This window comes from Methylobacterium sp. Leaf88, from assembly GCF_001422795.1.
GTDB lineage: Bacteria > Pseudomonadota > Alphaproteobacteria > Rhizobiales > Beijerinckiaceae > Methylobacterium.
Genome location: NZ_LMMK01000004.1, coordinates 14380 through 37936, shown reverse-complemented (window position 1 = coordinate 37936; position 23557 = coordinate 14380). Strand labels below are relative to the sequence as shown.

Sequence of the window (23557 nt, the reverse complement as noted above, 5' to 3'; positions counted from 1 at the left end):
GCCTCCGGAAGCTCGACTGAGCGTGTCCGGCTGCCCCCATCTGTCGCGGTTACCTGAGAGCTTCTCCCCGACCGCGGCTGCGGTCCGGGATTTCTCCTTCGGTGGGCGCCATCAGGCGCCTCTCTCCAGATTGTCCGACGGTACGGTGATTGTGCCTGAGAGTTTCCGGGGGTGGTTGCTCCGTCGGCGCCATGGTTCGAAGGCTTCGCTCTGTGAAACGCTCGACCTGGGCTCTCCCGTATCGTCCTTGATGACTCGGTCAGGGTTTCACATTGCACTGCGTCAGGCAAGGCGCCCTGCCCGGCCGGCGCGTTACGCTTTGTCCGATCCGTCAGTCCGGGCATGGCCTGGCGTCGACTTCGGGAACCGCGACGACTCGGGCTCGATTCCTCCAGCATGCCGATCGCATCAGGGCACGACCTCGCCGGCCCCCGCCCCCGCCGGACCCGCTCTTCAAAGTCTGTACCGGCCGCGATCGATCCTGCCCTGACGGACAAGGCGTTGGCGATCCATGCTCGCCTCTGCCCGGTCTACGGCTGCCCGATCCCCTACTTCCACAGCCTTGACCCATTGAGCGAACTCGTCTCCTCGCTCCTCTCCCACCGAACCCGCAACGCGGAGTCCGGCCGCGCCTTCAAGGCCCTGCGGGCGCGCTACCCCGACTGGGACCGGATGCTGGCTGCCCCCGTCTCCGAGATCGAGGCGACCATCGCCGGGGTGACCTGGCCCGAGCTGAAGGCGCCGCGACTGCAGGCGATCCTCTCCGCCGTGCAGGCGCGCCACGGCGCGCTCACCCTCGACTTTCTGAAGGACATGGCGGTGGAGGAGGCCCGGGCCTGGCTCGAGGCGATTCCCGGGGTCGGGCCGAAGACGAGTGCGGCGGTGCTCTCCTTCAGCATCCTGCGGATGCCCGCCCTGCCGGTGGACAGCCACCACCACCGGGTCGCCCAGCGCACCGGTCTGATCGGTCCCCGCGTCGATGTCGGGCCGTCCCACCCGATCCTGCGGGCACAGCTGCCCGCCGACTGGAGCGCGCAGGCCCTCTACGACAACCACGAGGTGCTGATGCTGCACGGGCAGAAGGTCTGTCACCACCGCAATCCCGCCTGCACCCGCTGCGTGCTCCTCGACCTCTGTCCCGAAGGTCAGGGTCGGACGGGGACCGGGGGCGCGATCCGCGAGCCCTAACGACCCCGGTCGTCCCGTGCCGACGCTCCCGTGCGATCGTCGGGGGTTTTCGCGAAGCCTTGACCGGTTCCGGCTCGGCGTCCAGAAACCGGCGCTCGGCTGCACGGGATCGACGTCCGCGGCCGCTCTCCCGCAATCCGCACGAGGACCCCGCCGCGATGACCGCGTTCAAGGAACTGGTGTTCTCGGGCGTACAGCCGACCGGGAACCTGCATCTCGGCAACTATCTCGGCGCCATCAAGCGCTTCGTCGAGATGCAGGCGCGCGATGCGCAGTGCCTCTACTGCGTCGTCGACCTGCACGCGATCACCCTGTGGCAGGACCCGGCCGCGCTGAAGGGCCAGATCCGCGAGGTCACCGCCGCGTTCCTCGCCGCCGGTATCGACCCGACGCGCTCGATCGTCTTCAACCAGAGCCAGGTGCCCCAGCACGCCGAACTCGCCTGGATCTTCAACTGCGTCGCGCGGCTCGGTTGGCTCAACCGCATGACCCAGTTCAAGGACAAGGCCGGCAAGGACCGGGAGAACGCCTCGATCGGCCTCTACGACTATCCCGTACTGATGGCGGCCGACATCCTGGCCTATCGCGCCACCCACGTGCCCGTGGGCGAGGACCAGAAGCAGCACCTCGAACTGACCCGCGACATCGCCCAGAAGTTCAACAACGATTTTTCGCAGTCGATCGCCGCCCATGGGCACGACGAAGGGGCCGGCTTCTTCCCCGTTACCGAGCCCCTGATCGGCGGGCCGGCGGCGCGCGTCATGAGCTTGCGCGACGGCACCAAGAAGATGTCGAAGTCGGACGCCTCCGACAATTCGCGGATCAACCTGACGGACGATGCCGACGCGATCGCTGCCAAGGTGCGCAAGGCCAAGACCGACCCGGACGCCCTCCCCTCCGAGGTGGCCGGCCTGGCCGGTCGGCCCGAGGCCGACAACCTGGTGGGTATCTTCGCCGCCCTGAAGGACGTCACGCGCGAGGAGGTCCTGCGCGACTTCGGCGGCGCCCAGTTCTCGGTTTTCAAGGGCGCCCTGGTCGAGCTCGCGGTCGAGACCCTGGCGCCCCTCGGCACCGAGATGAAGCGCCTCGTGGCCGACCCGGCCGAGATCGATGCGGTGCTCGCCGACGGCGCCGAGCGCGCCGAGGCCATCGCGGCGCCGACCCTCGACGCCGTCAAGGACATCGTCGGATTCGTCCGCCGCGGGCCGCGTCTGCGGATGGTCCCCTGACGAGTGAGGCGATCCGGCCTCCCAAAGGGCCGGCTTCGGGAGATGCACGATGTCCGACTGGAACCCCGCCCTCTACGCTCGCTTCGAGGATGAGCGCACGCGTCCGGCGGCCGAACTCCTCGCCCAGGTTCCGCTCGCGGCGCCAGGCCTCGCCTACGATCTCGGCTGTGGCCCCGGCAATTCCACAGCGCTGATCGCGGCCCGCTTCCCCGAGACCGAGGTCATCGGCCTCGACACCTCCCCGGCCATGCTGGAGCGGGCCCGCGAGCGCCTGCCCGGCCTCTCCTTTGCGCTGGCGGACGCGGCGACTTGGCAGCCGGAGCGGGCGCCGGACCTGATCTACGCCAATGCCGTGCTGCAATGGCTGCCCGACCACCCGGTGCTGCTACCCCGTCTCTTCGGCCTCCTGGCACCCGGCGGCGTTCTCGCCGTACAGATGCCCGACAACCTCGCCGAGCCGTCGCACCGCCTGATGCGCATGGTGGCGGAAACCGGCCCCTGGGCAGCGGCGATCGGCGACCCGGCCGTGGCCGGCCGGCTCGGGCGCATGCTGGAACCGGCCGGCTATTACGATCTGCTGGCGCCGCACGCCGCCGAGGTGAATGTCTGGCGCACTGCCTATCACCACCGGATGGCAGATGCGTCCGCCATTGTCGAATGGGTCCGCGCCACGGGTTTGCGACCCTTCCTCGACCCGCTCACGCCCGACGAAGAGGCCTGGTTCCTAACCGCCTACACGGCGGCGATCGCGGAGGGGTATCCACTCCGCCGTGACGGACGGCGACTGCTCGCATTCCCTCGGGTGTTCATCGTCGCGCGACGCGCGGGCTAGAGCATTTTCAAGCGAGGTGGATTCTGGCTCGCGTGAAGACAATGCGACCACACAATAGATTAGAGCAATTTCGGTGATCCAGAGATTACCGAAATTGCTCTGACGCCGCGCCGGTTCAGCTCTCGCCGCGCGCGACCCGGGCCTCGTACTCGGGCAACTCGATCTGGCCTTCCCGCGCGACGCGGGCCTTATCCTCCTCGGGGATGACGTCGGCGACCATGTCGAGGCGCTTCCAGAGGGCGAGCGGCGTCTCCTTGTCGGGGGTGGGCACGTACCGGTTCTGCGCCACCTTCTGGTACTTGTGGATGTAGCGCGGGCAGTTGACCCAGGCCTTCGTGACCTCGACGCGGACGAGATACTTGGCTTCCGTATATTCGGCCATCAGGGGATCGTCGCGCAGCATCCGGGCATGGCCCTGGACGCGGACCCGGTGCGGGGTCTCGAAGTCGATGAACAGCAGCCCGACCTTCGACTGCCCCTCGATGTTGCCCATCGAGTACCACATGCCGTTGCCGTCGAAGCCCGGGAACACCAGCGTGTTGCCGTCGAGCACCTTCACGAAGCCGGGGTTGCCGCCCTTGTAGGAGACGGTGGGCATGCCGTCGGGATCGACGGTGGAGAGAAAGAACATGTCCCGGCTGCCGATGAAGGCGGCTTCGGTCTCGCCGATCCTGTCCTGGACCCAGCCCGTGTCCAGGCGCTCGGCGAGCTTGACGGTTTTGAACTCTTCCTGCAGCGCGCGATGCGCGTCAGAGTAGAGCGATGCCATGGGGGTCCTCCGCGTTTCGGCTGCTCTCGTCCGGGCCGCCGTTGCCCGAGATGATCGCGGGAAACCCGTCGGAGCACAACAGGCGACGCGGCTCCGTCGCGTCCGAGCGCGCGCGGTGTGGCCCCGCGACCGCGCATCAAAAAGCCGGCGCCGCTCTCGCGACGCCGGCGCCCTCCGTCAGGGGAGGCCGGACGATGCCGGCCTCCCCGATCCCGACCTCAGTTCTTGGCCTTGTCGACCAGGGCCTTCTCGGAGATCCACGGCATCATGCCGCGCAGCTTGGCGCCGACCTCCTCGATCGGGTGAGCGGCGAGCTTGGCGCGGGTGGCCTTGAACGAGGTCTGGCCGACCTTGTTCTCCAGCATCCAGTCGCGGGTGAACTTGCCCGACTGGATGTCATTGAGGACGCGCTTCATCTCGGCCTTGGTCTCGGGCGTGACGATGCGGGGGCCCGTGACGTACTCGCCGTACTCGGCGGTGTTCGAGATCGAGTAGTTCATGTTGGCGATGCCGCCCTCGTAGATGAGGTCTACGATGAGCTTCACCTCGTGCAGACATTCGAAATAGGCCATCTCGGGGGCGTAGCCGCCCTCGACCAGGGTCTCGAAGCCGGCCTTGATCAACTCGACGAGGCCGCCGCAGAGCACGGCCTGCTCGCCGAACAGGTCGGTCTCGCACTCTTCCTTGAAGGTGGTCTCGATGATGCCGGCCCGGCCGCCGCCGTTGGCCGAGGCGTAGGACAGGCCGAGGTCGTGGGCGTTGCCCGAAGCGTCCTGCGCGATGGCGATCAGGGTCGGCACGCCGCCGCCCTTCAGGTACTCGCCGCGCACGGTGTGGCCGGGGCCCTTCGGGGCGACCATGAGCACGTCGAGGTCCTTGCGGGGCTCGATCAGGTTGAAGTGCACGTTGAGGCCGTGGGCGAACAGGAGGGCGGCGCCCTGCTTCATGTTCGGCTCCAGGGACTCCTTGTAGATGTCGCCCTGGAGCTCGTCCGGGGTCAGCATCATGACGACGTCGGCCTGCTTGGCGGCCTCGGCCACCGACATCACCGTGAAGCCCTCGTGCTCCGCCTTCTTGGCGGTGGCCGAGCCCTCGCGCAGGGCGATGACGATGTCCTTGACGCCCGAATCGCGCAGGTTGAGCGCGTGGGCATGGCCCTGGCTGCCGTAGCCGACGATGACGACCTTCTTGCCCTTGATCAGGTTGAGGTCGGCGTCACGATCGTAATAGACCCGCATGGCGGTACCTTCTCTTTTCTCTCGATTGGGCATGAAATCGGCATGAGTGCGCTCCGGCGCCCTCATCTGAAACGACATCCGCGCGGCCGTGCGATCGCCGAGCTTTTAGCGAGGCGATCCCCTTGACGGAAGGGGCATTGTCGCATGCCCCGTCCTTTGCCGCCCCTGTGCCGCGCTCAGGCCGGCAGTTTGAGGCCTTCGCGGGCGAAGACCGCCTGCACGGCGGGGCGCACGGCCATGGCCCGGGCATGGGCCGTCCAGGCCGGGAAGCGCTCGGCCATGTCGAAGCCGAGCGCCGGACCCCGGCCCCAGGTCCAGAACAGCAGCAGGTAGGGATCGGCGATGCTGTAGGCCTCGCCGACGGCCCAGCCGCCGTTGGAGAGCTTGACCTCGGTCATCGTGAACAGGTCGCCGCAGGTCTCGGCGCCCCTGGCCTGGATGCCCGGGAAGGCCGTTTCGTCGTTCGAGTACCGCTCGGCCCGGCGGATATGCGCGTAGGCGATGTGGTGGCCGGTGGAGAGCCAGCCGAGCCACTCGTCGACCCGGGCCTGGTCGCGCGGATCCTGCGGCCACAGGCCGGCTTCGGGATGCGCGCGCGCGATGTGGCGCAGGATCGCGGTGTTCTCCGTGAGCACCCAGTCGCCCTCCGCCAGCGCCGGGACCCGGCCGCGCTCGTTGACGGCAAGGTAGGTGGGCGCCCGCTGGTCGCCCTTGGCGAGGTCGAGCCGTACCGTCTCGTAGGGTGCACCGGTCTCCTCGAGGGCGATATGGGAGGCGAGCGAGCAGGCGCCGGGGGCGTAGTAGAGCGTGGTCATGTGATCTCTGGAGCGTTCCAGGTGATGCCGATCAACGTCGCGAGCGTCCCGCGAACCTCGGTAAGGACAGAGTTCGGCACGGAGCCGATGGACCGGCGGATGCGTACCTTCCCGTCGATCGAGCGGACCCCATCGACCAGAACGGCTCCCGCGATGCCAGACCTTGGGACCTACATCGGCTCGGCGCCGCGTCCCATCGCGGCGATGCCGGTGCGGGAGATCTCCACGAGGCCGATCACCGTCATCAGGCCGATGAAGCGATCGATCTCCTCCGTGGTGCCGGTGACCTCGAACACGAAGGAGTTCAGGGTCGCGTCCAGGGTCTTGGCGCCGAAGGCGGCCGCGAGGGTCAGCGATTCGGTGCGGTGCTCGCCGGTGCCCGCCACCTTGACGAGGCAGAGTTCGCGCTCGAGGGCCTTGCCCTGGAGCGTGAGGTCGACGACCCGGTGCACCGGCACGAGGCGGTCGAGCTGCGCCTTGATCTGCTGGATCACCGCGTCGGTGCCGGCGGTGACGATGGTGATGCGGGAGAGGTGGCGCGCCACCTCGGTCTCCGACACCGTCAGGCTCTCGATGTTGTAGCCCCGTCCCGAGAACATCCCCGAGATCCGGGCGAGCACGCCGGGCTCGTTGTCGACGATGACGGCCAGGGTGTGCCGGTTGATCGGCTCGACCCGGCCGGCATCGGGATAGTGCGTGTTCATGGCGTTCATGGCGTGCCCCGGATCTTCGTCTGCGATGGCGTGTCGTGAGTGGCCCGGCGGGGCCGATCGGAAAAGGACCGGGCGCGCGGCGCCCGATCCGGATGCGTCAGGATGGGTCCGGAGGCTCAGACCAGCATCTTGCCCTCTTCGGAGATGACGTCCCCGATTTCGACCCCGGTCTCGCCGAGGTAGTCGGACAGCAGCATCTCGTTGTGCGCCTTGCCCGACGGGATCATCGGGAAGCAGTTCTCCTTCTTGTCGACGACGCAGTCGAAGACGACCGGGCCGTCATAGTCGAGCATCTCGGCGATCGCCGCGTCGAGGTCGCCCGGCTTCTCGCAGCGGATGCCCTTGGCGCCGTAGGCCTCGGCCAGCTTCACGAAGTCCGGCAGGCTCTCGGAGTAGCTCTGCGAGTAGCGCGAGCCGTGCAGCAGTTCCTGCCACTGGCGCACCATGCCCATGTACTCGTTGTTCAGGATGAAGATCTTGACCGGCAGGCGGTACTGAACCGCCGTGGACAGCTCCTGCATGTTCATCAGGATCGAAGCCTCGCCGGCGATGTCGATGACGAGCCCGTCCGGGTGGGCGAGCTGGGTGCCGATGGCCGCCGGCAGGCCGTAGCCCATGGTGCCGAGGCCGCCGGAGGTCATCCAGCGATTCGGCTCGTCGAACTTGAAGTACTGCGCCGCCCACATCTGGTGCTGGCCGACCTCGGTGGTGACGTAGGTCTCCCGGTCCTTGCAGGCCTCGTAGAGGCGCTGGACGGCGTATTGCGGCTTGATGATCGTGCCCGACGGCCAGTAGGCGAGGCAGTCGCGCGCCTTCCAGGTGCGGATCTTGGTCCACCAATCCTCCAGGCGGGCCGTGTCCGGCTGGCGCGGCAGCGCCTTCCAGGCGGCGAGCATGTCTTCCAGCACCGAGCCGCAATCGCCGACGATCCCGACATCGACCTTGACGACCTTGTTGATCGAGGAGGCATCGATATCGACGTGGATCTTCTTCGAGAACGGCGCGAAGGCGTCGAGGCGGCCGGTGATGCGGTCGTCGAAGCGCGCACCGATGCAGACCATGACGTCGCATTCGTGCATCGCCAGGTTCGCCTCGTAGGTCCCGTGCATGCCGAGCATGCCGAGGAACTTGTCGTCCGAGGCCGGGAAGGCGCCCAGGCCCATCAGGGTCGAGGTGACGGGAAAGCCGGTCTCGGCGGCGAGCCTGCGCAGCAGGGCCGAGGCGTGCGGGCCGGCATTGATGACGCCGCCGCCGGTGTACAGGATCGGCCGGCGGGCGGAGGCCATCAGCTCGACGGCCGCCCGGATCTGAGCCGCATCGCCCTTGAAGGCCGGCTTGTAGGTCTTGTGGCCGTTCTGGGTCGGACGCTCGTAGACGCCCGACGCGAACTGCACGTCCTTCGGCAGGTCGATGACGACCGGGCCGGGCCGGCCGTTGGCGGCGACGTAGAACGCCTCGTGCAGGATGCGGGGCAGATCGTCGATCGATTTGACCAGGTAGTTGTGCTTCGTGCAGTGGCGCGTGATGCCGACCGTGTCGCACTCCTGGAAGGCGTCCGTTCCGATCAGGTGCGTGGGAACCTGGCCGGTGATGCAGACGAGCGGGATCGAATCGAGCAGCGCGTCGGTCAGGCCGGTGATGATGTTGGTGGCGCCGGGTCCCGATGTGACCAGGACGCAGCCGACCTTGCCGGACGAGCGCGCATAGCCCTCGGCCGCATGGACGGCGCCCTGCTCATGGCGCACCAGGATGTGCTTGAGGGTCTCCTGGTGGAAGAGCGCGTCGTAGATCGGCAGCACCGCGCCGCCGGGATACCCGAACAGCGTGTCGACACCCTGATCCTGAAACGCCCGGATGACCATTTCGGCCCCGGTCATGACCTCGCCGCCCATCGTCCTGCTCCTTGAAACTGTCTGTGCTGTTCGTGTCGTCCGGCGCGTCGCGGCAATAAAAAAGGGCCCCGAGGGACCCTGCATGCGCCACCATTCGGATCGCGGACCCTGTTGTCAGGTCCGCCCCGTCGGTGGCGCTTCCGTTACGATAAGGATGGCACGCATCGCGTCGTTGTCCGCCTCGTTCGTCCGCCCGACAAGGCGAATCGAAAATCGTGTGGGGTGTCTTACCGAAGGCGGCGACACCGGTCAACGCCGGGGCGCACGATCTTGCCGGTTCCGGCGTCGCACGTTCCCGGGCAACGGGCCCAGACAACGGACGCCGGATCCGGACCGGATTACTCGACCGGAACTTCCCCGAGGATGGCGCCGGTCTTCGGGTCCGCATCGAACCGCATCCGTCGTCCGTCCTTGATCCCCTCGCCGTCCCAGTGTCCGTCATCGGCTTCGAGCTTGGTGATCTCGCTGTAACCCGCATTCTTCAGGGCCTGCTTCGCCTGAGCCGGGGTGAGCCAATCGGCGCTCGGAACCTCGGCCCGGGCCATCCCGGTGACCGCGAGGAGAACGAGGGTCAGGGCGGCGGTACGGACGGTCTGGGCGGGTCGGGACATGTGAGGACTCCTGGGATGAAAGGTCCCGGCGGGCGCAGGCGCGCGGGGTCTCACTATATTAGGGCGGAGGGCCGGCGCCGCGAGGGCGCGACCTCGGCCGAGGCCACGGATTCGTGTTTGCTCCCCGCCGCATCGCCGTCCTATCAAGGCCGAGATCCGATGTCGGATCGCGTCCGGTCCCCGCCCGTCCACAAGGATCCCCGCCCCTGTCCGAGACCAGCGCCTTCCTCCTCCTGGACGTGGCGGGCGTCGCCTGCGCGCTCGCGCGCACGTCGGTGAGCGAGGTGCTGCCGCTGCCGGACCTGCACGCGCCGCCGGCCGGGGGTGGGCCGTTCGCGGGCTTCCTCAATCTCGGAGGCCGCCCGGTGCCCGTGGTCGACCTCGCCCGGCTCCTCGGCCTGCGCACGGACGCCGCGCGCCGCGGCGCCGAAGAGGCCTATCGGCACATCCTTCTCGATGCGCCGCGGGGCACCGGCTTCCTGGTCGACCGCGTCGAGGACCTGATCACGGTGGAGGCAGCGGCGCTCCGCCCGGTCGCGGCGGAGCGGACCCTCAACGGCTGCGTCGTCGCCGAGATCGCCCGGGATGATGGGCTGGTCCACGTGCTCGGCCTGGCCCGCCTCCTCACGGCGGAGGAGCGGGCCCGCCTGTCGGCCCTGACCGATGCGGCGGCCGAGCGCCTCGCCGCCCTGTCGGCCGTCTGACCCGGCCGCCACCCGGCATGCAGCAACCATGACGCGTCCGCCGCGCTCAGGCCCGGAGGTCGATCCGGGCTTTCCGGCCCTCAAGGCCCGGATCATCGCCCGCACCGGCCATCACTACTATGCCGACAAGGACGACCTCCTGTTCGACCGCCTGCGCAAGCGCTTCCGGGCGCTCGGGCTCGCGGATGCGACGGCCTATGCCGCCTGCCTCGACGACCGCCTGACCGGCGGTCCGGAATGGGCCGCGCTGGAGGCCGAGATCACCATCGGCGAGACGTTCTTCTTCCGCTACGCCGAACAGTTCGCGGCCCTGCGCACCACCATCCTGCCCGCCCTGATCGCCGCCCGCGCCCCCGAGCGTACCCTCCGGGTCTGGAGCGCCGGCTGCTCCACCGGAGCCGAGCCCTACTCGATCGCCATCCTGCTGCACGAACTCCTGGGAACCGCCCTGCCGGAGTGGCGGGTCTCGATCCTGGGCACCGACATCAGCACGGCCGCCCTCGAGACCGCGCGGGCGGGGATCTACGGCCGCTGGGCGCTGCGGACCCTGCCCCTCGGCGAGCGCCTGCGCTACTTCGTGCCCGGCCCGGCCGTCGCGGGACCCGGCCGCGACGGCACCTACGCCCTGCGGCCGGAATTCCGCCGGATGGTGCGCTTCGAGCGGCGCAACCTGATGGACCTCCTCGACGTCCGCACCGCTCAGCCCCTGGCGGAGTTCGACCTCGTCCTCTGCCGCAACGTACTCATCTACTTCGAGGCCGAGGTCGTGCTCGGCATCGTGCGCGCCCTCGGCCGGCGCCTAACCCCCGAGGGCTGGCTCCTGATCGGGCATGCCGAGCCGAACCCGGCCATCGCGGCGATGCTGGAACCCGTGAACCTGCCCGGAACCGTCGCCTATCGGCCACGGGGCGCCGGCGCCCCGGTCCTCCCTCCGCCGCCCTGGGTCCCGGAGTTCGTCCCCGAGCCCGCCCCGGTCGCCCCACCCATGCCGGCCATCGGGCAGCCGGAGGCGGCCGAGTTCGGCTCGTCCAAATCCGACCTGCCCGACCCGACCCTGCTCGACTTCCCCGGGCCCCCCGGCGCGGATGCGGTGGAGCCCCCGGACCTTTCGGTGCGACCGGACGATCCGGCCCGCATCCGGGCCCTGGCCGATGCCGGCGAGACCGCGGAGGCCTGGCGGGCGGTCCGGGCGGCTATCCGCGCTGCGCCGACCGATCCCGTCCTGCACTACTATGACGGCCTCCTCGCCCACAGCCTCGGGCGCGAGGCCGAGGCCGAGCGGGCCTGGCGCGGCGCGCTCTACCTCGACCGCACCTTCGTCATGGCGCATTACCAGCTTGGCTTGCTGATGATCGGCCTCGGCCGGCGGGCGGACGCGGTGCGGGCCCTCGACAACGCGATCCGTCTGGCCCAATCCCTGGCGCCGGATGCGGTGGTGGCCGAGGGCGACGGGCTCGGCCCGCACGAGATCGCGCGCAGCGCCGCCCTTGCCCGTGCCGGCGTGACAGGAGAAGGGCCGTGACGCAGACCCGGGCCGAAGCCCCCGCCGCCCGCCTGAAGGCCCTGCGCGCCGAGCGCTCCCGCCTGCTCGCCGGGCGTGGACGGGGGACGGCTGTGGCCGCCGGGCCGACGCGGGCCGTTCTCGTCTGCGCCTGCGGCGACGACCGCTTCGCCCTCGCCCTCGCCCAGGTGGCCCAGGTGCTGCCGGCCCGGCCGGTGACCCCCCTCCCCGGTGCCCCGGCGGCGGTCCTCGGGCTGATCGCCATCTCCGGCCGGGTCGTCAGCCTGATCGCCCTCGCCCGCGCCCTCGGACGCGGCGCCGCGGCGCCCGGTGATGAGGGCCACGTGGTCCTCGTGCGGGGCGCGGGGGTTCCGGTGGCGCTCGCCGTCGACCGCGTCCTCGGTGTCGCCGAAATCGCCGAGGCGACGGACGTTCCGGCCCTCGCCGAGGCCGGTTTGAGCACGGAGGCGGTTTCGGGGTATGCCCCCCCCGGCGCCGGACCGGACGGGGAACCCGGGTTCGTCATCGTCGATCTGCCGCGTCTCCTGCGCCGGTACCTGCCGTGACCGTCCCTGCCGCGCTGCCGCGCCGGCGGTGAGCCTTCTTCGTACTGCCGAGACCCGGGGCCGTCCTGCCTCGGTCCCGCTCGAATTCCCGGAGCCTGGAGCCCCTCGTGTCGATCTCGATCGGAAAACGCATCCTCCTCGGCTTCGTCGCCATCACCATCGTCATCGTAGCGCTCGGCTTCTATGCCCTGGGGCAGATCGGCGTGGTGCGCGACACGACCGACGGCATCGTCACCCGCGACCTGACGGTGGCGCGCCAGCTCGACGATCTCGCCAACAAGGCCCGCGACATGGGCCTCCAGCGCCGCAACGCCATCATCGCGCTGCTGATGCGGGCGCGGGGCGGCCCGGAGCGGGATGACGGCTCCGCCTCCTGGCGCCGGTCCGCCGCCGAGGCCGAGGCGATCCTCGCCGAACTCGTGCGCGCGACGGACAGCTACCGGGCCCGGTCGGCTTCCGAAGAGCGCAGTCTCGCCTGGCGCAAGGTGAACGGCATCGCCATCGAGGCCGTGGCTGAACTGCGCGAGCTGCGCAGTGCGAGCGAGGCGCAATTCGCCGCGATCGCCGCCAAGGACGTGGACGGTGTCGAAGCCCGCAACGAGGCGTTGAACCGAAGCCAGGAGCTGTTCCTCAGCGACATCGAGCGCACCCGCAGCGCCCTCGACGAGGGCATCGCCGCCGGCCAGCGCAGCGTGGCCGATCTCTACGAGCGCAGCCGCCTCTCCATCCTGCTCACGCTGGGCGCCTGCATCGTTCTCAGCATCCTCATCACCCTGCTGATCAGCCGGGCCGTGGTGCGGCCTCTCGAGGCGGTGATGGCCTTCGCCGAGCGCGTCGGCGAGGGCGACCTCTCGGGGACCCTCGAGGCGCGGGGCAAGGACGAGATCGGCCGTCTCGGCCGCACCCTGAACCGCATGGTGGCGGGCCTGGCCGACCTCGCCCGGACCAACCGGGCCGCGACCTCGGACCTCAACGCGGCGGCGGCCGAGATCCGCGCCTCCGCCCAGGAGCAGGCGGCCAGCGTCGAGGAGCAGTTCGCCGCCGTGCAGGAGACCGCCGCCACGGTCGACGAGATCACCCATTCCGGCGCGCAGATCGGCAAGCGGGCCGGCGAGGTCATCGCCACGGCCCAGTCGACGGCCCAGACCTCCCGCGCCGGCCTGCGCGCGGTGGCCGACACCGCGCGGGCGATGGATTCGATCCGCGAGCAGGCCGAGGCGGTGGCCGGCAACATCGTCGCCCTCTCCGAGAAGACCCAGGCGATCGGCGACATCATCACCACCGTCAACGACATCTCGGAACGCACCCATCTCCTGGCGCTGAACGCCGCCATCGAGGCGGCGGCGGCCGGCGAGAGCGGGCGCAGCTTCGCGGTGGTCGCCTCGGAGATGAAGCTCCTGGCCGACCAGGCCAAGGCGGCCACCGGGCAGGTCCGGACGATCCTCGGCGAGATCCAGCGCGGCATCAACACCTCGGTCATGCTCACCGAGGAGGCGGTCAAGCGCGCCGCCGCGGGCAAGGCTCGCTCCGACACCACCCAGCGGACCATCGAGGAGATCACCGCCCGGGTCGAGGAGAGCGTCCAGACCTTCCAGCAGATCGTCGCCTCGACGAACCAGCAGCAGCTCGGCATCGAGCAGGTGATGGGCGCCCTGCAGAACATCCGCCAGGCGAGCCAGCAGACGGCGGCCGGCACCCGCGAGGTCGAGGCGGCCTCCGCCAACCTCACCGAACTCGCCCAGGCCCTGATGACGCTCGCCGAGCGCTACCGGCACTGAGCGGACTTCCACGGTTGGGGGACCCCCGGTTTCGCGGGGCATGCATGATGAACGAATGGCTTCGCGCGGATTCCGGAGGTGCGGAATCCGCCGCAACCCTGGGGCGACTTTAGGCGACCGATGGACATTCGCCAGCTTCTACTCGCGGCGTTCGAGGTCGAGCACCGCGAGCACATCGATGCAATCCGTGCCGCCCTCGGAGGCGAGGACGGCGAGCACGCGCCCGATTGGAACGACGTCTTCCGGCGGGCGCACAGCCTGAAGGGCGCCTCCCGGGCCGTCGACCTGCCGGCGGTGGAGGCGGTGGCCCATCGCCTGGAGACCCTGTTCGAGCGCGTGGTGGCGCAGGAGGGCGGTCTCTCGCGCACCGCCACCGCTGCCGTGCACCTCGCCCTCGACCGGATCGAGGCCTACGTCGCCGGGTTGACCGACGGGACGGGCCCGGACATGCCGGCCGATGCCCTCGCGGCCCTGGACCGCGCCCTCGATCCGCAGGCCGCCGCATCGCCCGAGACGGACCGGGCGCCGGACACGGCCCCCACCGCGGCGCCGGCCACCGATCCTGCCCCACCCGTCGCCACGGCTTCGAAGTCCGCACCGTCCGAAGCCCCCACCGAGGTCGCCCAGACCCTCCTGCGGGTGCCTGCGGACGCAGTCGAAGCGCTGACGCGGGCCACACACGAACTGGCCAGTGCCCTCGGGGGCGAGGCCGTGCTGGCCGAGGGCATCGCCCGCCTGGGCCGCCGGGCCGCCGACCTCGCCCGTCTCACCGAGCGCCGGCGCGGCGCCCGCGGATCGGAGCCGGAGGGCGATGCGCGGGCCTTGGAGACCGGACTCCTCGCCCTGGCGCGCGATGCCGCCGACCTGGCACGGGTTCGCAGCGCCCTCGCATCCTCGGTCGAGGGCGCCATGGCCCGGGTCGCCGGCGAGGCCGAGCGCCTGGCGCTGGTCCCGGCCGAGACCGCCTTCGGGGGATTCGCGCGAGCCCTGCGCGACCACGCGCGCGAGGCGGACCGCGCCATCACGGTGACCGCGCGCGGTCTCGACCTGCCGGTCGATCGCGGGATGCTTCAGGTCCTCAAAGACCCCGTCCTGCACGCCCTGCGCAACGCCTTGAGCCATGGGGCCGAACCCCCCGAGACGCGCCGGCACCTCGGCAAGCCCGACGCCCTGGCCATCGGCCTCGACGTCGAGGTCCAGGGGGGGCGCCTGGTCGTCCGGGTCCACGATGACGGCCGGGGGCCGGACCTCGCGGCCATCGCCGACACCGCCCGGCGCCGGGGCCTGCTCTCGGCCGACGCCGATCCCGGGCCGGAAGCGCTCCTCGCCCTGGTCTTCGAGCCCGGCTTCTCAACTGCCTCCGCCATCGACACCCTCTCGGGGCGCGGCATCGGTCTCTCGGTGGTGGCGGACGCGGCGCGCCGGCTCGGCGGCACGGTTCGCCTCCTGCCGCGTAGCCCTTTCGGCACCGAACTCGTCATGGCGCTGCCGCTCTCGGCCGCCCGCCGGGCGATGCTTCTCGTCCGGGGCGGCGGGATCACCTACGCGATCCCCAGCGCGTCGGCCGAGCGCCTGCTGCGCCTGGATCGCAGCGACCTTGCGCAGGTGATGGGCCGCATCGTGGCGCAGGTGGAGATCGGCGGCAGCCCCGTCAGCGTGCCGGTGCTTGATCTGGCAAGCCTTCTCGGCTTGCCGGATCGCGCGGAGGAGGCCGGGGCCACCTGCCCGGCGATCCTGCTCCGTGGCAACGGGCGCCGCTGCGTCCTCGCCGTCGATGCGTTGTCCGATGTGACCACCCTGCGGGTGTTGCCGGCCCCGCCGATCGGGACCGATCCGCGGCTGGTCACCGGAACCGTGATTCTGCCGGGGGATCGGCCCGCCCTCGTCCTCGATGCCGAGGGGCTGGTCGCATGGGCGGGCGAGGCCGGCTCGGCCGCGGCACCGCAACCCACAGGCAGTCGCGGAACGATCGCGCAGGCGCCACGTTCGACGATCCTCGTGGTGGACGATTCGATCACCACGCGAACCTTGGAGAAGGGTATCTTGGAAGCGGCGGGATACCGCGTCGTCGTTTGCGTCGACGGCCAGGATGCGCTCGACCGCTTGCGGGCGGGCATCGAACCCGTAGATCTCGTCGTCGCCGACGTGGAGATGCCGCGTCTCGACGGCTTCGGACTCCTGAAGGCCCTGCGGGCTGAGGAGGCCTTCGCGCAGCTGCCGGTCATCCTGATGACCTCGCGCGGCGATGCGGAGGACGTGGCCCGCGGCCTCGACCTCGGGGCGGACGCCTACCTGACGAAGCAGACCTTCGACCAGCGCAAACTCCTCGACACCATCGGGCAATTGCTGTGACCGGACACGCGCGGGACGGATCGACGCCGGGAGCGCCCGTGCGGGTGCGGGTGATGCTGGTCGAGGATTCCCTCGTGGTGCGGCAGCTCCTCATCCACATCGTCGGCCGGGATCCGCGCCTGGAGGTCGTGGCGGCCGTGGCCTCCGGCGAGGAGGCCCTGGCGACGATCGGCCAGGTCCGCCCGGACGTCGTCTCGATGGATATCCGTCTGCCGGGCATCGATGGCCTGGAGACGACGCGGCGGATCATGGCCGAGCGCCCGACCCCGATCGTGGTCATCGCCGACGCGATCGAAGATTCCTCCCTGCGCATCTCGATGAACGCCCTGCGGGCCGGGGCGCTCTCGGTGGTGGAGAAGCCGGTGGCCACCACCAATGCCGGCTACGACGCCGCCGCGAACGAGATCTGCACGCAGCTGCGCATCATGGCCGCCGTGCCGGTGATCCGGCGCCGGCCGATCGGCTCGGAATGGGCCGGTCGCGTCGCCGCGCCGCCGCCGTTGGCCGCCGCCCTCAAGGTGCCGGAAGCCGCCAGCGTCCTGGCCATCGCCGCTTCGACCGGCGGGCCGCCCGCCCTCGCCCGGGTCATCGGCGCGTTGCCGGCAAGTTTCTCCCTTCCTGTCCTGGTCGTCCAGCACATGGGTCCCGCCTTCATGGAGGGTTTCGCCAGCTGGCTGAACGGGGTCGTCGGGCTGCCGGTCGCCCTGGCCCGTGAGGGCGAACGGGCCGAGGCCGGCCGCGTCTACGTGGCACCGGGGGACCGGCACCTGGAGCTCGGCGGCGGCGGCCATCTGCGGATCAGCGATGCCGCCCCGGTTGGCGGCCAGCGCCCGGCCGCCACGGCCCTGTTCCGCTCCGTCGCCCGGCATGCCGGTGCGCGGGGCATCGGCGTGCTGCTGACCGGGATGGGCGAGGACGGGGCTCTCGGCCTCCTCGACATGCGTCGGGCCGGGGGGCTCACCGTCGCCGAGGACGAGAGCACCGCGGTGGTGTTCGGCATGCCGGCCGCCGCGATCCGCCTCTCGGCTGCCGGCACTGTGCTGCCCCTGGACCGGATCGCCGCCCATCTGGCTCGCGTGGCAGAGGCCGCGCCGTGACCGAGGCCACCCCACCCCGTCTCCTCCTCGTCGAGGATTCCGAGACCCAGGCGCTGGAACTGCGGCTGCTGCTGGAGTCGAAGGGCTTCGCGGTGGAGCGCTGCGCTACGGCCGAGGCGGCCCTCGACCAACTCAACACCCGCCTGCCCGACCTCGTGGTGGCGGACCATCATCTCCCCGGCATGAACGGCGACGAATTCGCCCGCCAGCTCCGGCTCTCCCTCCGCACCCGCGCCCTGCCCCTCCTGATGCTCACCGGCGCCCGCGACGGCGAGCGCCAGGGACTGGAGAGCGGCGCCGATGCCTACGTGGCGAAATCCGCCGATCGCGACCTCCTTGTGCTCCGTATCCGCGCCCTCCTACGCGAGCGCATGGGCGGCAGCGACGGGCCCGGCGTCTCCGCCTTCCGCCGGGGGCGCGTCCTCGTGGTCGATGCCAGCGCCACTTACCGGACCTTCCTCGCCGGCCTCCTCGCCCATGAGGGGCAGGAGGTTACCACCGCGGACAGCCACGCCGCCGCCATCGCAGCCCTGGAGGCGGCGGGCGCCGCCTTCGACTGCGTGACGATCGACCTCCTCGCCACGACCTATGACGGCCTCGCCCTCTGCCGGGCGATCAGCGACCACCGCAATGCCGGCCTCGCGGGCCGGGAGGCCGGCGCCCCGACCTTCCAGGTGGTTGGCATCGCCGGATCCAGCCCGGCCAAGGACTTCCTCGTGGAGGCCTTCGCCGCGGGCGCCGACGACGTGGTCTCGAAATCCGACGGCGAGATCCTGGTGATGCGGGTGCGCAGCCTCGTGCGCCGGAAGCTCCTGGAGGAGGACAACCGTCGCATCGCGGGCGAGTTCGGCGCCCGTGAGCGGGCCCTGGAGCGGGCCCGGGCCGAGGCCGAGGCGGCGGAGGCGCGCGCAGCCCTGGCCGGGGCCCTGGAGCAGGCCAACGCGGATCTCGCCACCGCCAACCGCAAGCTCACCGACGCGCAGGCCAAGCTCGTCCAGGCGGCCAAGATGGCCTCTCTCGGTGAGCTGGTGGCGGGCATCGCCCACGAGATCAACAATCCCCTCGCCTTCATCCTCGCCCACCAGGGAACGGTGGAGCGCATCCTCGGCGAGGTCGTCGCGGAACCGGATTCGCCCGACAGCCCGCGCCGGCTCAGGAAGTGCAGCGACCGGGTCGGGGCCATGCGCATGGGCCTGACCCGCATCCAGGACCTCGTCCTCAACCTGCGCAAGTTCTCCCGTCTAGACGAGGGCGAGCGCACCCTGGTGCACGTGCCCGAGGCGATCGAGACCGTGCTTGCCCTGATCCAGCACAAGCTCGGCGACCGGATCGCGGTCGTGCGGGATTTCGCGGGCCGGCCGGAGATCCACTGCACGCCGGCCCTCCTCAACCAGGTCGTCATGAACATCCTCGGCAACGCCGCGGACGCGATGCCCGATTCCGGCACCATCACCATCGAGACGCGCAGTCTCCCCGACACCGACATCATCCGGATCAACGACACCGGGTCCGGCATCCCGGAGACGCTGCGCGAGAAGATCTTCGAGCCGTTCTTCACCACGAAACCCGTCGGGTCCGGCACAGGTCTCGGCCTCGCGATTGCCTACAGTGTCGTGCAGGCGCATAGCGGCACGCTCAGCGTCGAGGCCGCTCCCGGAGGTGGGGCCTGTTTCGTCATCGGCATCCCACGACAGACGGGTTGAGCATGTCACAGGGCACGATCCTCGCCGTCGACGACGAACCGGACATCCTCATCGCCCTCGAGGACCTGTTCGAGGACCAGTACCGCGTCCTCACCACGACGAAGCCGGCCGAGGCGCTGCGGATGCTGGCCATCAACCCGGACATCGCCGTGATCCTCTCGGATCAGCGCATGCCGGGCATGACAGGCGACGCCATGTTGGCCGAGGCGCGCAAAGTCCACGACGCCCAGGCCATCCTGCTCACGGGCTACGCCGATATGAGCGCGGTGGTGGCGGCCCTGAACCAGGGCGGCATCACCGGCTACGCCACCAAGCCCTGGGACGCGAACCTCCTGCGCAACACCGTGCGCCAGGCCTTCGAGCGGCATCAGCTCGGGCGGGACCTCGCGACGGAACGGGCGCTCCTGCGCGGGCTCCTCGACAATGCCGAGGATGCGATCTCCTTCAAGGATGCGGAGGGGCGCTTCGTGCGCCTCAACGCCCGCAAGGCCGCGGGTCTCGGCGGCGACGTCGCCGGCTGCCTCGGACGCACCGAGGAGGCGATCCTGGGCGACGGCGCAGCGATCCGGAGCGCGGATGCCGCCGCGTTCGCGGCCGGCGAGCCGAGCGACAGCCTGGTCGCCGAGGGGGCGACCGGGGCCGAGCGCTGGCGCCACGTCACCCGCGTGCCGATCCGCGACGCGGGCGGAGAGATCACCCATCTCGCCACCATCGAACGCGACGTCACCGACCAGAAATCCCTGGAGGCGCGCCTCCGGCAGTCGGACAAGATGCAGGCGCTGGGAACCCTGGCCGGCGGCATCGCCCACGACTTCAACAACCTGCTGATGGCGATCCTCGGCAGCCTCGAACTCGTGGCGCCGAAGGTCGCCGACCAGCCGCGGGTCCAGCGCCTCGTCGGCAACGCCATGCAGGCGGCTCAGCGCGGCGCCTCCCTGACCAAGCGCCTCCTCAGCTTCAGCCGCTCCCGCGACCTGCGCCCGCGCGCCGTCGACGTGAACGAGCTCATCACCGGGATGCACGATCTGCTTGCCGGCAGTCTCGGGGGCCTCGTCACCGTCGAGACGATCCTCGCCCCGGAGGCGCCGGCCGCCTGCGTCGATCCGGACCAGCTCGAACTCGCGATCCTGAACCTCTGCATCAATGCCCGCGACGCCATGCCCGAAGGCGGGCGGATCGTCGTCGCCACCCGCAGCCTCGTGCTGGACGACGATCCGGACTTGCCGGCCGGCGCCTACCTGTCCGTCGAGATCGCCGATTCGGGCAGCGGCATCGCCCCGGAGATCCTCGCGCGGGTCTGCGAGCCGTTCTTCACCACGAAGGCAGTGGGCCAGGGTACGGGCCTCGGCCTCGCCATGGTTTTCGGCCTCGCCCAGCAATCCCACGGGCGCCTGCGCATCGAGAGTGCCCCGGGGGAAGGTACCCGCGTCCAGATCATCCTGCCCCGGGTCGAATCGGCGGGTCCCGACGAGGTGGCGGTGCCGGGGACCGCGACGCCGGCCGCCCGGGCGGCGCGCATCCTCGTCGTCGACGACGACCCGGAGGTCCGTCACGTGACGGCCTCGTTCCTGTCGAGCTTCGGCTACACCGAGCGTGAGGCCAGCGACGGGTCGTCCGCCCTTTCGCTGATGGAACAGGGAGCCTTCGACCTCGTGGTCGCCGACCTGGCGATGCCGGGCATGACAGGGGTGGAGTTCGCCGAGATTGTGCGCGCACGCTGGTCCGACGTGCCCGTGCTGATCGTCACCGGCCATGCCGAGGCGATCCCGATCCCGGCAGACCTGCCGGTGCTGCGCAAGCCCTTCGAATCCGCCGATCTCGCGGCGGAGGTCTCGCGTCTCCTCGACCGGGCCGCCTGAGACGCGGCGTCGTCCGGGCAACGAAAAAGGCGGCCCGGAGGCCGCCTTGGTCGTCATCGAAAGGAGGCGTGGCTTACGCCGCGTCGTCCACCAGAACCGGGCCGGAATCCTTGCCGCGCGCGTCGACGTCACGGTCGACGAACTCGATGACCGCCAGGGGGGCGTTGTCGCCGTAGCGGAAGCCGGCCTTCATGATGCGGCAGTAGCCGCCCGGGCGGGTGTTGTAGCGCGGGCCGATCACGGCGAAGAGCTTGCGGACCATCGCCTCGTCGCGGATCTGCGACATGGCGAGGCGGCGCGCATGCAGGCTGTCGGTCTTGCCGAGGGTGATCAGCTTCTCGATGACCGGACGCAGGTCCTTGGCCTTCGGCAGGGTGGTGACGATCTGCTCGTGCTTGATCAGCGCGGCCGACATGTTGGCGAACATCGCCTTGCGGTGCTCGGTGGTGCGGTTGAAACGACGACCGCGAAATCCATGACGCATGATGGCTGTCCTTGGTTGATGGCCGCCGTGCCACGGTACGGCCAAGCGCCCCTCCGAATCACTCTTCGGGGCTGTTCATTCCGCATGACCCCGCGGCGGGATTCGTGTCGGAGTTCGCGTCGAGCGAACCCCGATGGTGTCGGCCGAACCGGCGGCGCCGAGATGCGCCGCCACGAAATGGCCGAGGCGGCCCGCCTCAGTAATGCTCTTCGAAGCGCTTGGCGAGATCCTCGATGTTCTCCGGCGGCCAGCCGGGGATGTCCATGCCGAGGTGGAGGCCCATCGCAGCGAGGACCTCCTTGATCTCGTTGAGCGACTTGCGGCCGAAGTTCGGGGTGCGCAGCATCTCGCCCTCGGACTTCTGGATGAGGTCGCCGATGTAGACGATGTTGTCGTTCTTCAGGCAGTTCGCCGAACGCACCGAGAGCTCGAGCTCGTCGACCTTCTTGAGCAGGGCCGGGTTGAAGGGAAGCTGCGGCGCGAGCGGCTGCGCCTCCTCCTTGCGGGGCTCCTCGAAGTTCACGAACACCTGGAGCTGGTCCTGGATGATGCGTGCGGCATAGGCCAGGGCATCCTCGGGCGACACGGCGCCGTTGGTCTCGATCGTCATCGTCAGCTTGTCCTTGTCGAGATCCTGGCCCTCGCGGGTGGTCTCGATGCGGTAGGACACCTTCGTGACGGGCGAGAACAGCGCATCAACCGGGATCAGGCCGATCGGCGCATCCTCGGGACGGTTGCGCTCGGCCGGGACGTAGCCCTTGCCTGTGGCGACGGTGAACTCCATCCGGATCTCCGCGCCGTCGTCCAGCGTGCAGATCACAAGGTCGGGATTCAGGATCTGGACGTCGCCCACCGTGCCGATGTCACCGGCGGTGACGACGCCGGGGCCGGTCTTGCGCAGGGTCAGGCGCTTGGGGGCCTCGGTCTGCGAGCGGATGGCGATCGTCTTGATGTTGAGGACGATGTCGGTGACATCCTCGCGCACGCCGGGGATCGAGGAGAATTCGTGCAGCACGCCGTCGATCTGCACGGACGTCACGGCCGCGCCCTGGAGCGAGGACAGCAGCACGCGGCGCAGCGAGTTGCCGAGCGTGGTGCCGAAGCCGCGCTCGAGGGGCTCGGCGACGACGGTGGCGACCCGCTTGGGGTCGTGCCCGGTCGAGACCTGGAGCTTGTTCGGCTTGATGAGCTCTTGCCAGTTCTTCTGAATGACCACGATGCTACCTCTCGCAAGATCGGCGCGGGCCACATGGGTGGTCCACGCATTGCCCGTCGACACCGCGCCATCGGCGCCCGGCGGGCTGGAAACTGATGCGTCCGCGTCGGGCGCGGACCGTTACTGGGCTGCGACCCAGAGCTCCGGAACGAAACTGTAGGCGGCCCCGTCCCGGGCGACGTAGCCCAGAGCCGGAAACTCCAGATGGGCGCCCGCCACGAAGGTCCGGTCGCTTGAGACGGCGTCGAGCATCCGGCGACGCACGGCGCGTGCCTGATCCCCGTCGACGTCGAAGACCATACCGGCTTCCGGCTGCTTGAACTGGATCGCCGGCAGGTGAACGATGTCCGCCCACATCAAAAGCGACGCGTCGCCCGACGTGATGCGGTAGCCGGTATGGCCGGGCGTATGGCCCGGCAGCGGGATTGCCTCGATACCCGGTGCCACGCTGCCGCCCGTGATCGTGCGCAGACGCTGCCCGTAGGGGGCGGTGGCCTGGCGCGCCATGTCGAAGTACGGCTTCGCCTCGTCCGGCGCCCGCGAAAGCGCGCCGTCGTCGAGCCAGTGCGCGGCTTCGTCGGCATGAACCACGAGTTCGGCATTCGGATAGGCTGCCGTACCGTCTTCCCGGATCAGGCCACCGGCATGATCGGGATGCAGGTGCGTCAGCAGCACGGTCTCGATGCTATCCGGCGCGATGCCGGCCGCCGCGAGGGCCGCCGGAACGCGACCGAGGGACGGGCCACCGAAATGGCCCATCCCGCTGTCGATGAGGAGCGGGTTGCGCCCGGGACCCGTGATCAGGAAGGCGTTGAGCGTGATCCGGGGATCCTGCGCGCGAAAGCCGGCGGCCTGTAGGGCGCCGGCCTCCGCACGATCGATCCCGGTGACGAGATCCAGCGACCCCTGGAGGTAGCCGTCATTCATCACCGTGATCGTCAGATCACCCAAGCTCCACCGCAGCACACCCGGAAGCGGATTCTGAGCATTCGACACGCGTGTCTCCGTAA

The 23557-nt window shown here is 70.1% G+C and carries 20 protein-coding genes and 1 riboswitch; of the genes, 11 read left to right on the top strand and 9 right to left on the bottom strand.

The window, feature by feature from the left end; all coding sequences use genetic code 11:
* Positions 1-30: 30 nt before the first annotated feature.
* Positions 31-139: riboswitch (glycine riboswitch) on the bottom strand.
* 257 nt (positions 140-396) lie between these two features.
* The 3 genes from ASF20_RS02225 to tam all read left to right on the top strand — a co-directional run bounded on the left by ASF20_RS02225 (position 397) and on the right by tam (position 3249).
* Positions 397-1188: a Fe-S cluster assembly protein HesB gene (locus tag ASF20_RS02225; RefSeq protein ID WP_082501130.1), complete on the top strand. Its 792-nt coding sequence runs from the start codon at positions 397-399 to the stop codon at positions 1186-1188.
* A 158-nt stretch (positions 1189-1346) separates the two neighbouring features.
* Positions 1347-2417: a tryptophan--tRNA ligase gene (gene trpS / locus ASF20_RS02220; RefSeq protein ID WP_056219945.1), complete on the top strand. Its 1071-nt coding sequence runs from the start codon at positions 1347-1349 to the stop codon at positions 2415-2417.
* A gap of 49 nt (positions 2418-2466) precedes the next feature.
* Positions 2467-3249, top strand: a complete 783-nt coding sequence (gene tam, locus ASF20_RS02215) for a trans-aconitate 2-methyltransferase (RefSeq protein WP_056270351.1) — start codon at positions 2467-2469, stop codon at positions 3247-3249.
* A gap of 115 nt (positions 3250-3364) precedes the next feature.
* Here tam and ASF20_RS02210 read toward each other — a convergent pair whose 3' ends face one another.
* From ASF20_RS02210 to ASF20_RS02185, 6 genes are all read right to left on the bottom strand, one after another.
* The gene (locus tag ASF20_RS02210) at positions 3365-4018 is read right to left on the bottom strand and encodes a pyridoxamine 5'-phosphate oxidase family protein (RefSeq protein WP_056219939.1); all 654 of its coding nucleotides are present in this window, start codon (positions 4016-4018) and stop codon (positions 3365-3367) included.
* A gap of 218 nt (positions 4019-4236) precedes the next feature.
* Entirely contained in the window at positions 4237-5256 is a 1020-nt protein-coding gene (gene ilvC, locus ASF20_RS02205) for a ketol-acid reductoisomerase (protein WP_056219936.1), read from the bottom strand.
* Between the two features lie 176 nt (positions 5257-5432).
* The gene (locus tag ASF20_RS02200) at positions 5433-6071 is read right to left on the bottom strand and encodes a glutathione S-transferase (RefSeq protein ID WP_056270348.1); all 639 of its coding nucleotides are present in this window, start codon (positions 6069-6071) and stop codon (positions 5433-5435) included.
* A 170-nt stretch (positions 6072-6241) separates the two neighbouring features.
* A complete protein-coding gene (gene ilvN / locus ASF20_RS02195; RefSeq protein ID WP_056183565.1) occupies positions 6242-6784 on the bottom strand; it encodes an acetolactate synthase small subunit in 543 nt (180 codons plus the stop codon).
* Positions 6785-6900: 116 nt separating this feature from the next.
* Positions 6901-8676: an acetolactate synthase 3 large subunit gene (locus tag ASF20_RS02190; protein WP_056219930.1), complete on the bottom strand. Its 1776-nt coding sequence runs from the start codon at positions 8674-8676 to the stop codon at positions 6901-6903.
* 338 nt (positions 8677-9014) lie between these two features.
* Positions 9015-9287 (bottom strand): PepSY domain-containing protein, encoded by a 273-nt coding sequence (locus ASF20_RS02185; protein ID WP_056270345.1) that lies wholly within the window; start codon positions 9285-9287, stop codon positions 9015-9017.
* 206 nt (positions 9288-9493) lie between these two features.
* Here ASF20_RS02185 and ASF20_RS02180 point away from each other — a divergent pair, with 206 nt between their 5' ends.
* The 8 genes from ASF20_RS02180 (at position 9494) to ASF20_RS02145 (ending at position 20847) form a co-directional block, all read left to right on the top strand.
* Positions 9494-9991, top strand: coding sequence for a chemotaxis protein CheW (locus ASF20_RS02180; protein WP_056270671.1), 498 nt, complete (start codon positions 9494-9496; stop codon positions 9989-9991).
* A gap of 28 nt (positions 9992-10019) precedes the next feature.
* Positions 10020-11513: a protein-glutamate O-methyltransferase CheR gene (locus ASF20_RS02175; RefSeq protein WP_056270341.1), complete on the top strand. Its 1494-nt coding sequence runs from the start codon at positions 10020-10022 to the stop codon at positions 11511-11513.
* Positions 11510-12058, top strand: coding sequence for a chemotaxis protein CheW (locus ASF20_RS02170; RefSeq protein WP_056270338.1), 549 nt, complete (start codon positions 11510-11512; stop codon positions 12056-12058). Before ASF20_RS02175 ends, ASF20_RS02170 begins: the two co-directional genes overlap by 4 nt.
* A gap of 107 nt (positions 12059-12165) precedes the next feature.
* Positions 12166-13836, top strand: a complete 1671-nt coding sequence (locus ASF20_RS02165; protein WP_056219916.1) for a methyl-accepting chemotaxis protein — start codon at positions 12166-12168, stop codon at positions 13834-13836.
* A 120-nt stretch (positions 13837-13956) separates the two neighbouring features.
* Entirely contained in the window at positions 13957-16188 is a 2232-nt protein-coding gene (locus ASF20_RS02160) for a response regulator (protein ID WP_056270335.1), read from the top strand.
* Between the two features lie 53 nt (positions 16189-16241).
* Entirely contained in the window at positions 16242-17285 is a 1044-nt protein-coding gene (gene cheB / locus ASF20_RS02155; protein WP_056270332.1) for a chemotaxis-specific protein-glutamate methyltransferase CheB, read from the top strand.
* A complete protein-coding gene (locus ASF20_RS02150; protein ID WP_056219906.1) occupies positions 17282-18988 on the top strand; it encodes a response regulator in 1707 nt (568 codons plus the stop codon). The genes cheB and ASF20_RS02150 overlap by 4 nt, the downstream gene beginning before the upstream one ends.
* A 2-nt stretch (positions 18989-18990) precedes the next feature.
* Positions 18991-20847 (top strand): response regulator, encoded by a 1857-nt coding sequence (locus tag ASF20_RS02145; RefSeq protein WP_056270329.1) that lies wholly within the window; start codon positions 18991-18993, stop codon positions 20845-20847.
* A gap of 73 nt (positions 20848-20920) precedes the next feature.
* On the opposite strand, the gene rplQ is transcribed toward ASF20_RS02145, so the two are convergent.
* From rplQ to ASF20_RS02130, 3 genes are all read right to left on the bottom strand, one after another.
* A complete protein-coding gene (gene rplQ, locus ASF20_RS02140) occupies positions 20921-21331 on the bottom strand; it encodes a 50S ribosomal protein L17 (protein ID WP_055949338.1) in 411 nt (136 codons plus the stop codon).
* A gap of 196 nt (positions 21332-21527) precedes the next feature.
* Entirely contained in the window at positions 21528-22547 is a 1020-nt protein-coding gene (locus ASF20_RS02135; RefSeq protein ID WP_055949333.1) for a DNA-directed RNA polymerase subunit alpha, read from the bottom strand.
* 120 nt (positions 22548-22667) lie between these two features.
* Positions 22668-23543: an MBL fold metallo-hydrolase gene (locus tag ASF20_RS02130; RefSeq protein ID WP_056270326.1), complete on the bottom strand. Its 876-nt coding sequence runs from the start codon at positions 23541-23543 to the stop codon at positions 22668-22670.
* Positions 23544-23557 lie beyond the last annotated feature (14 nt).

Coding starts and splice junctions, on each gene's coding strand:
- tam (WP_056270351.1), top strand. CDS start 2,467: ATGTCCGACTGGAACCCCGCCCTCTACGCTCGCTTCGAGGATGAGCGC.
- ASF20_RS02185 (WP_056270345.1), bottom strand. CDS start 9,287: ATGTCCCGACCCGCCCAGACCGTCCGTACCGCCGCCCTGACCCTCGTT.
- ASF20_RS02200 (WP_056270348.1), bottom strand. CDS start 6,071: ATGACCACGCTCTACTACGCCCCCGGCGCCTGCTCGCTCGCCTCCCAT.
- ilvC (WP_056219936.1), bottom strand. CDS start 5,256: ATGCGGGTCTATTACGATCGTGACGCCGACCTCAACCTGATCAAGGGC.
- ASF20_RS02160 (WP_056270335.1), top strand. CDS start 13,957: ATGGACATTCGCCAGCTTCTACTCGCGGCGTTCGAGGTCGAGCACCGC.
- ASF20_RS02190 (WP_056219930.1), bottom strand. CDS start 8,676: ATGGGCGGCGAGGTCATGACCGGGGCCGAAATGGTCATCCGGGCGTTT.
- ASF20_RS02145 (WP_056270329.1), top strand. CDS start 18,991: ATGTCACAGGGCACGATCCTCGCCGTCGACGACGAACCGGACATCCTC.
- ASF20_RS02175 (WP_056270341.1), top strand. CDS start 10,020: ATGACGCGTCCGCCGCGCTCAGGCCCGGAGGTCGATCCGGGCTTTCCG.
- rplQ (WP_055949338.1), bottom strand. CDS start 21,331: ATGCGTCATGGATTTCGCGGTCGTCGTTTCAACCGCACCACCGAGCAC.
- ASF20_RS02225 (WP_082501130.1), top strand. CDS start 397: ATGCCGATCGCATCAGGGCACGACCTCGCCGGCCCCCGCCCCCGCCGG.
- trpS (WP_056219945.1), top strand. CDS start 1,347: ATGACCGCGTTCAAGGAACTGGTGTTCTCGGGCGTACAGCCGACCGGG.
- ASF20_RS02210 (WP_056219939.1), bottom strand. CDS start 4,018: ATGGCATCGCTCTACTCTGACGCGCATCGCGCGCTGCAGGAAGAGTTC.
- ilvN (WP_056183565.1), bottom strand. CDS start 6,784: ATGAACGCCATGAACACGCACTATCCCGATGCCGGCCGGGTCGAGCCG.
- cheB (WP_056270332.1), top strand. CDS start 16,242: ATGCTGGTCGAGGATTCCCTCGTGGTGCGGCAGCTCCTCATCCACATC.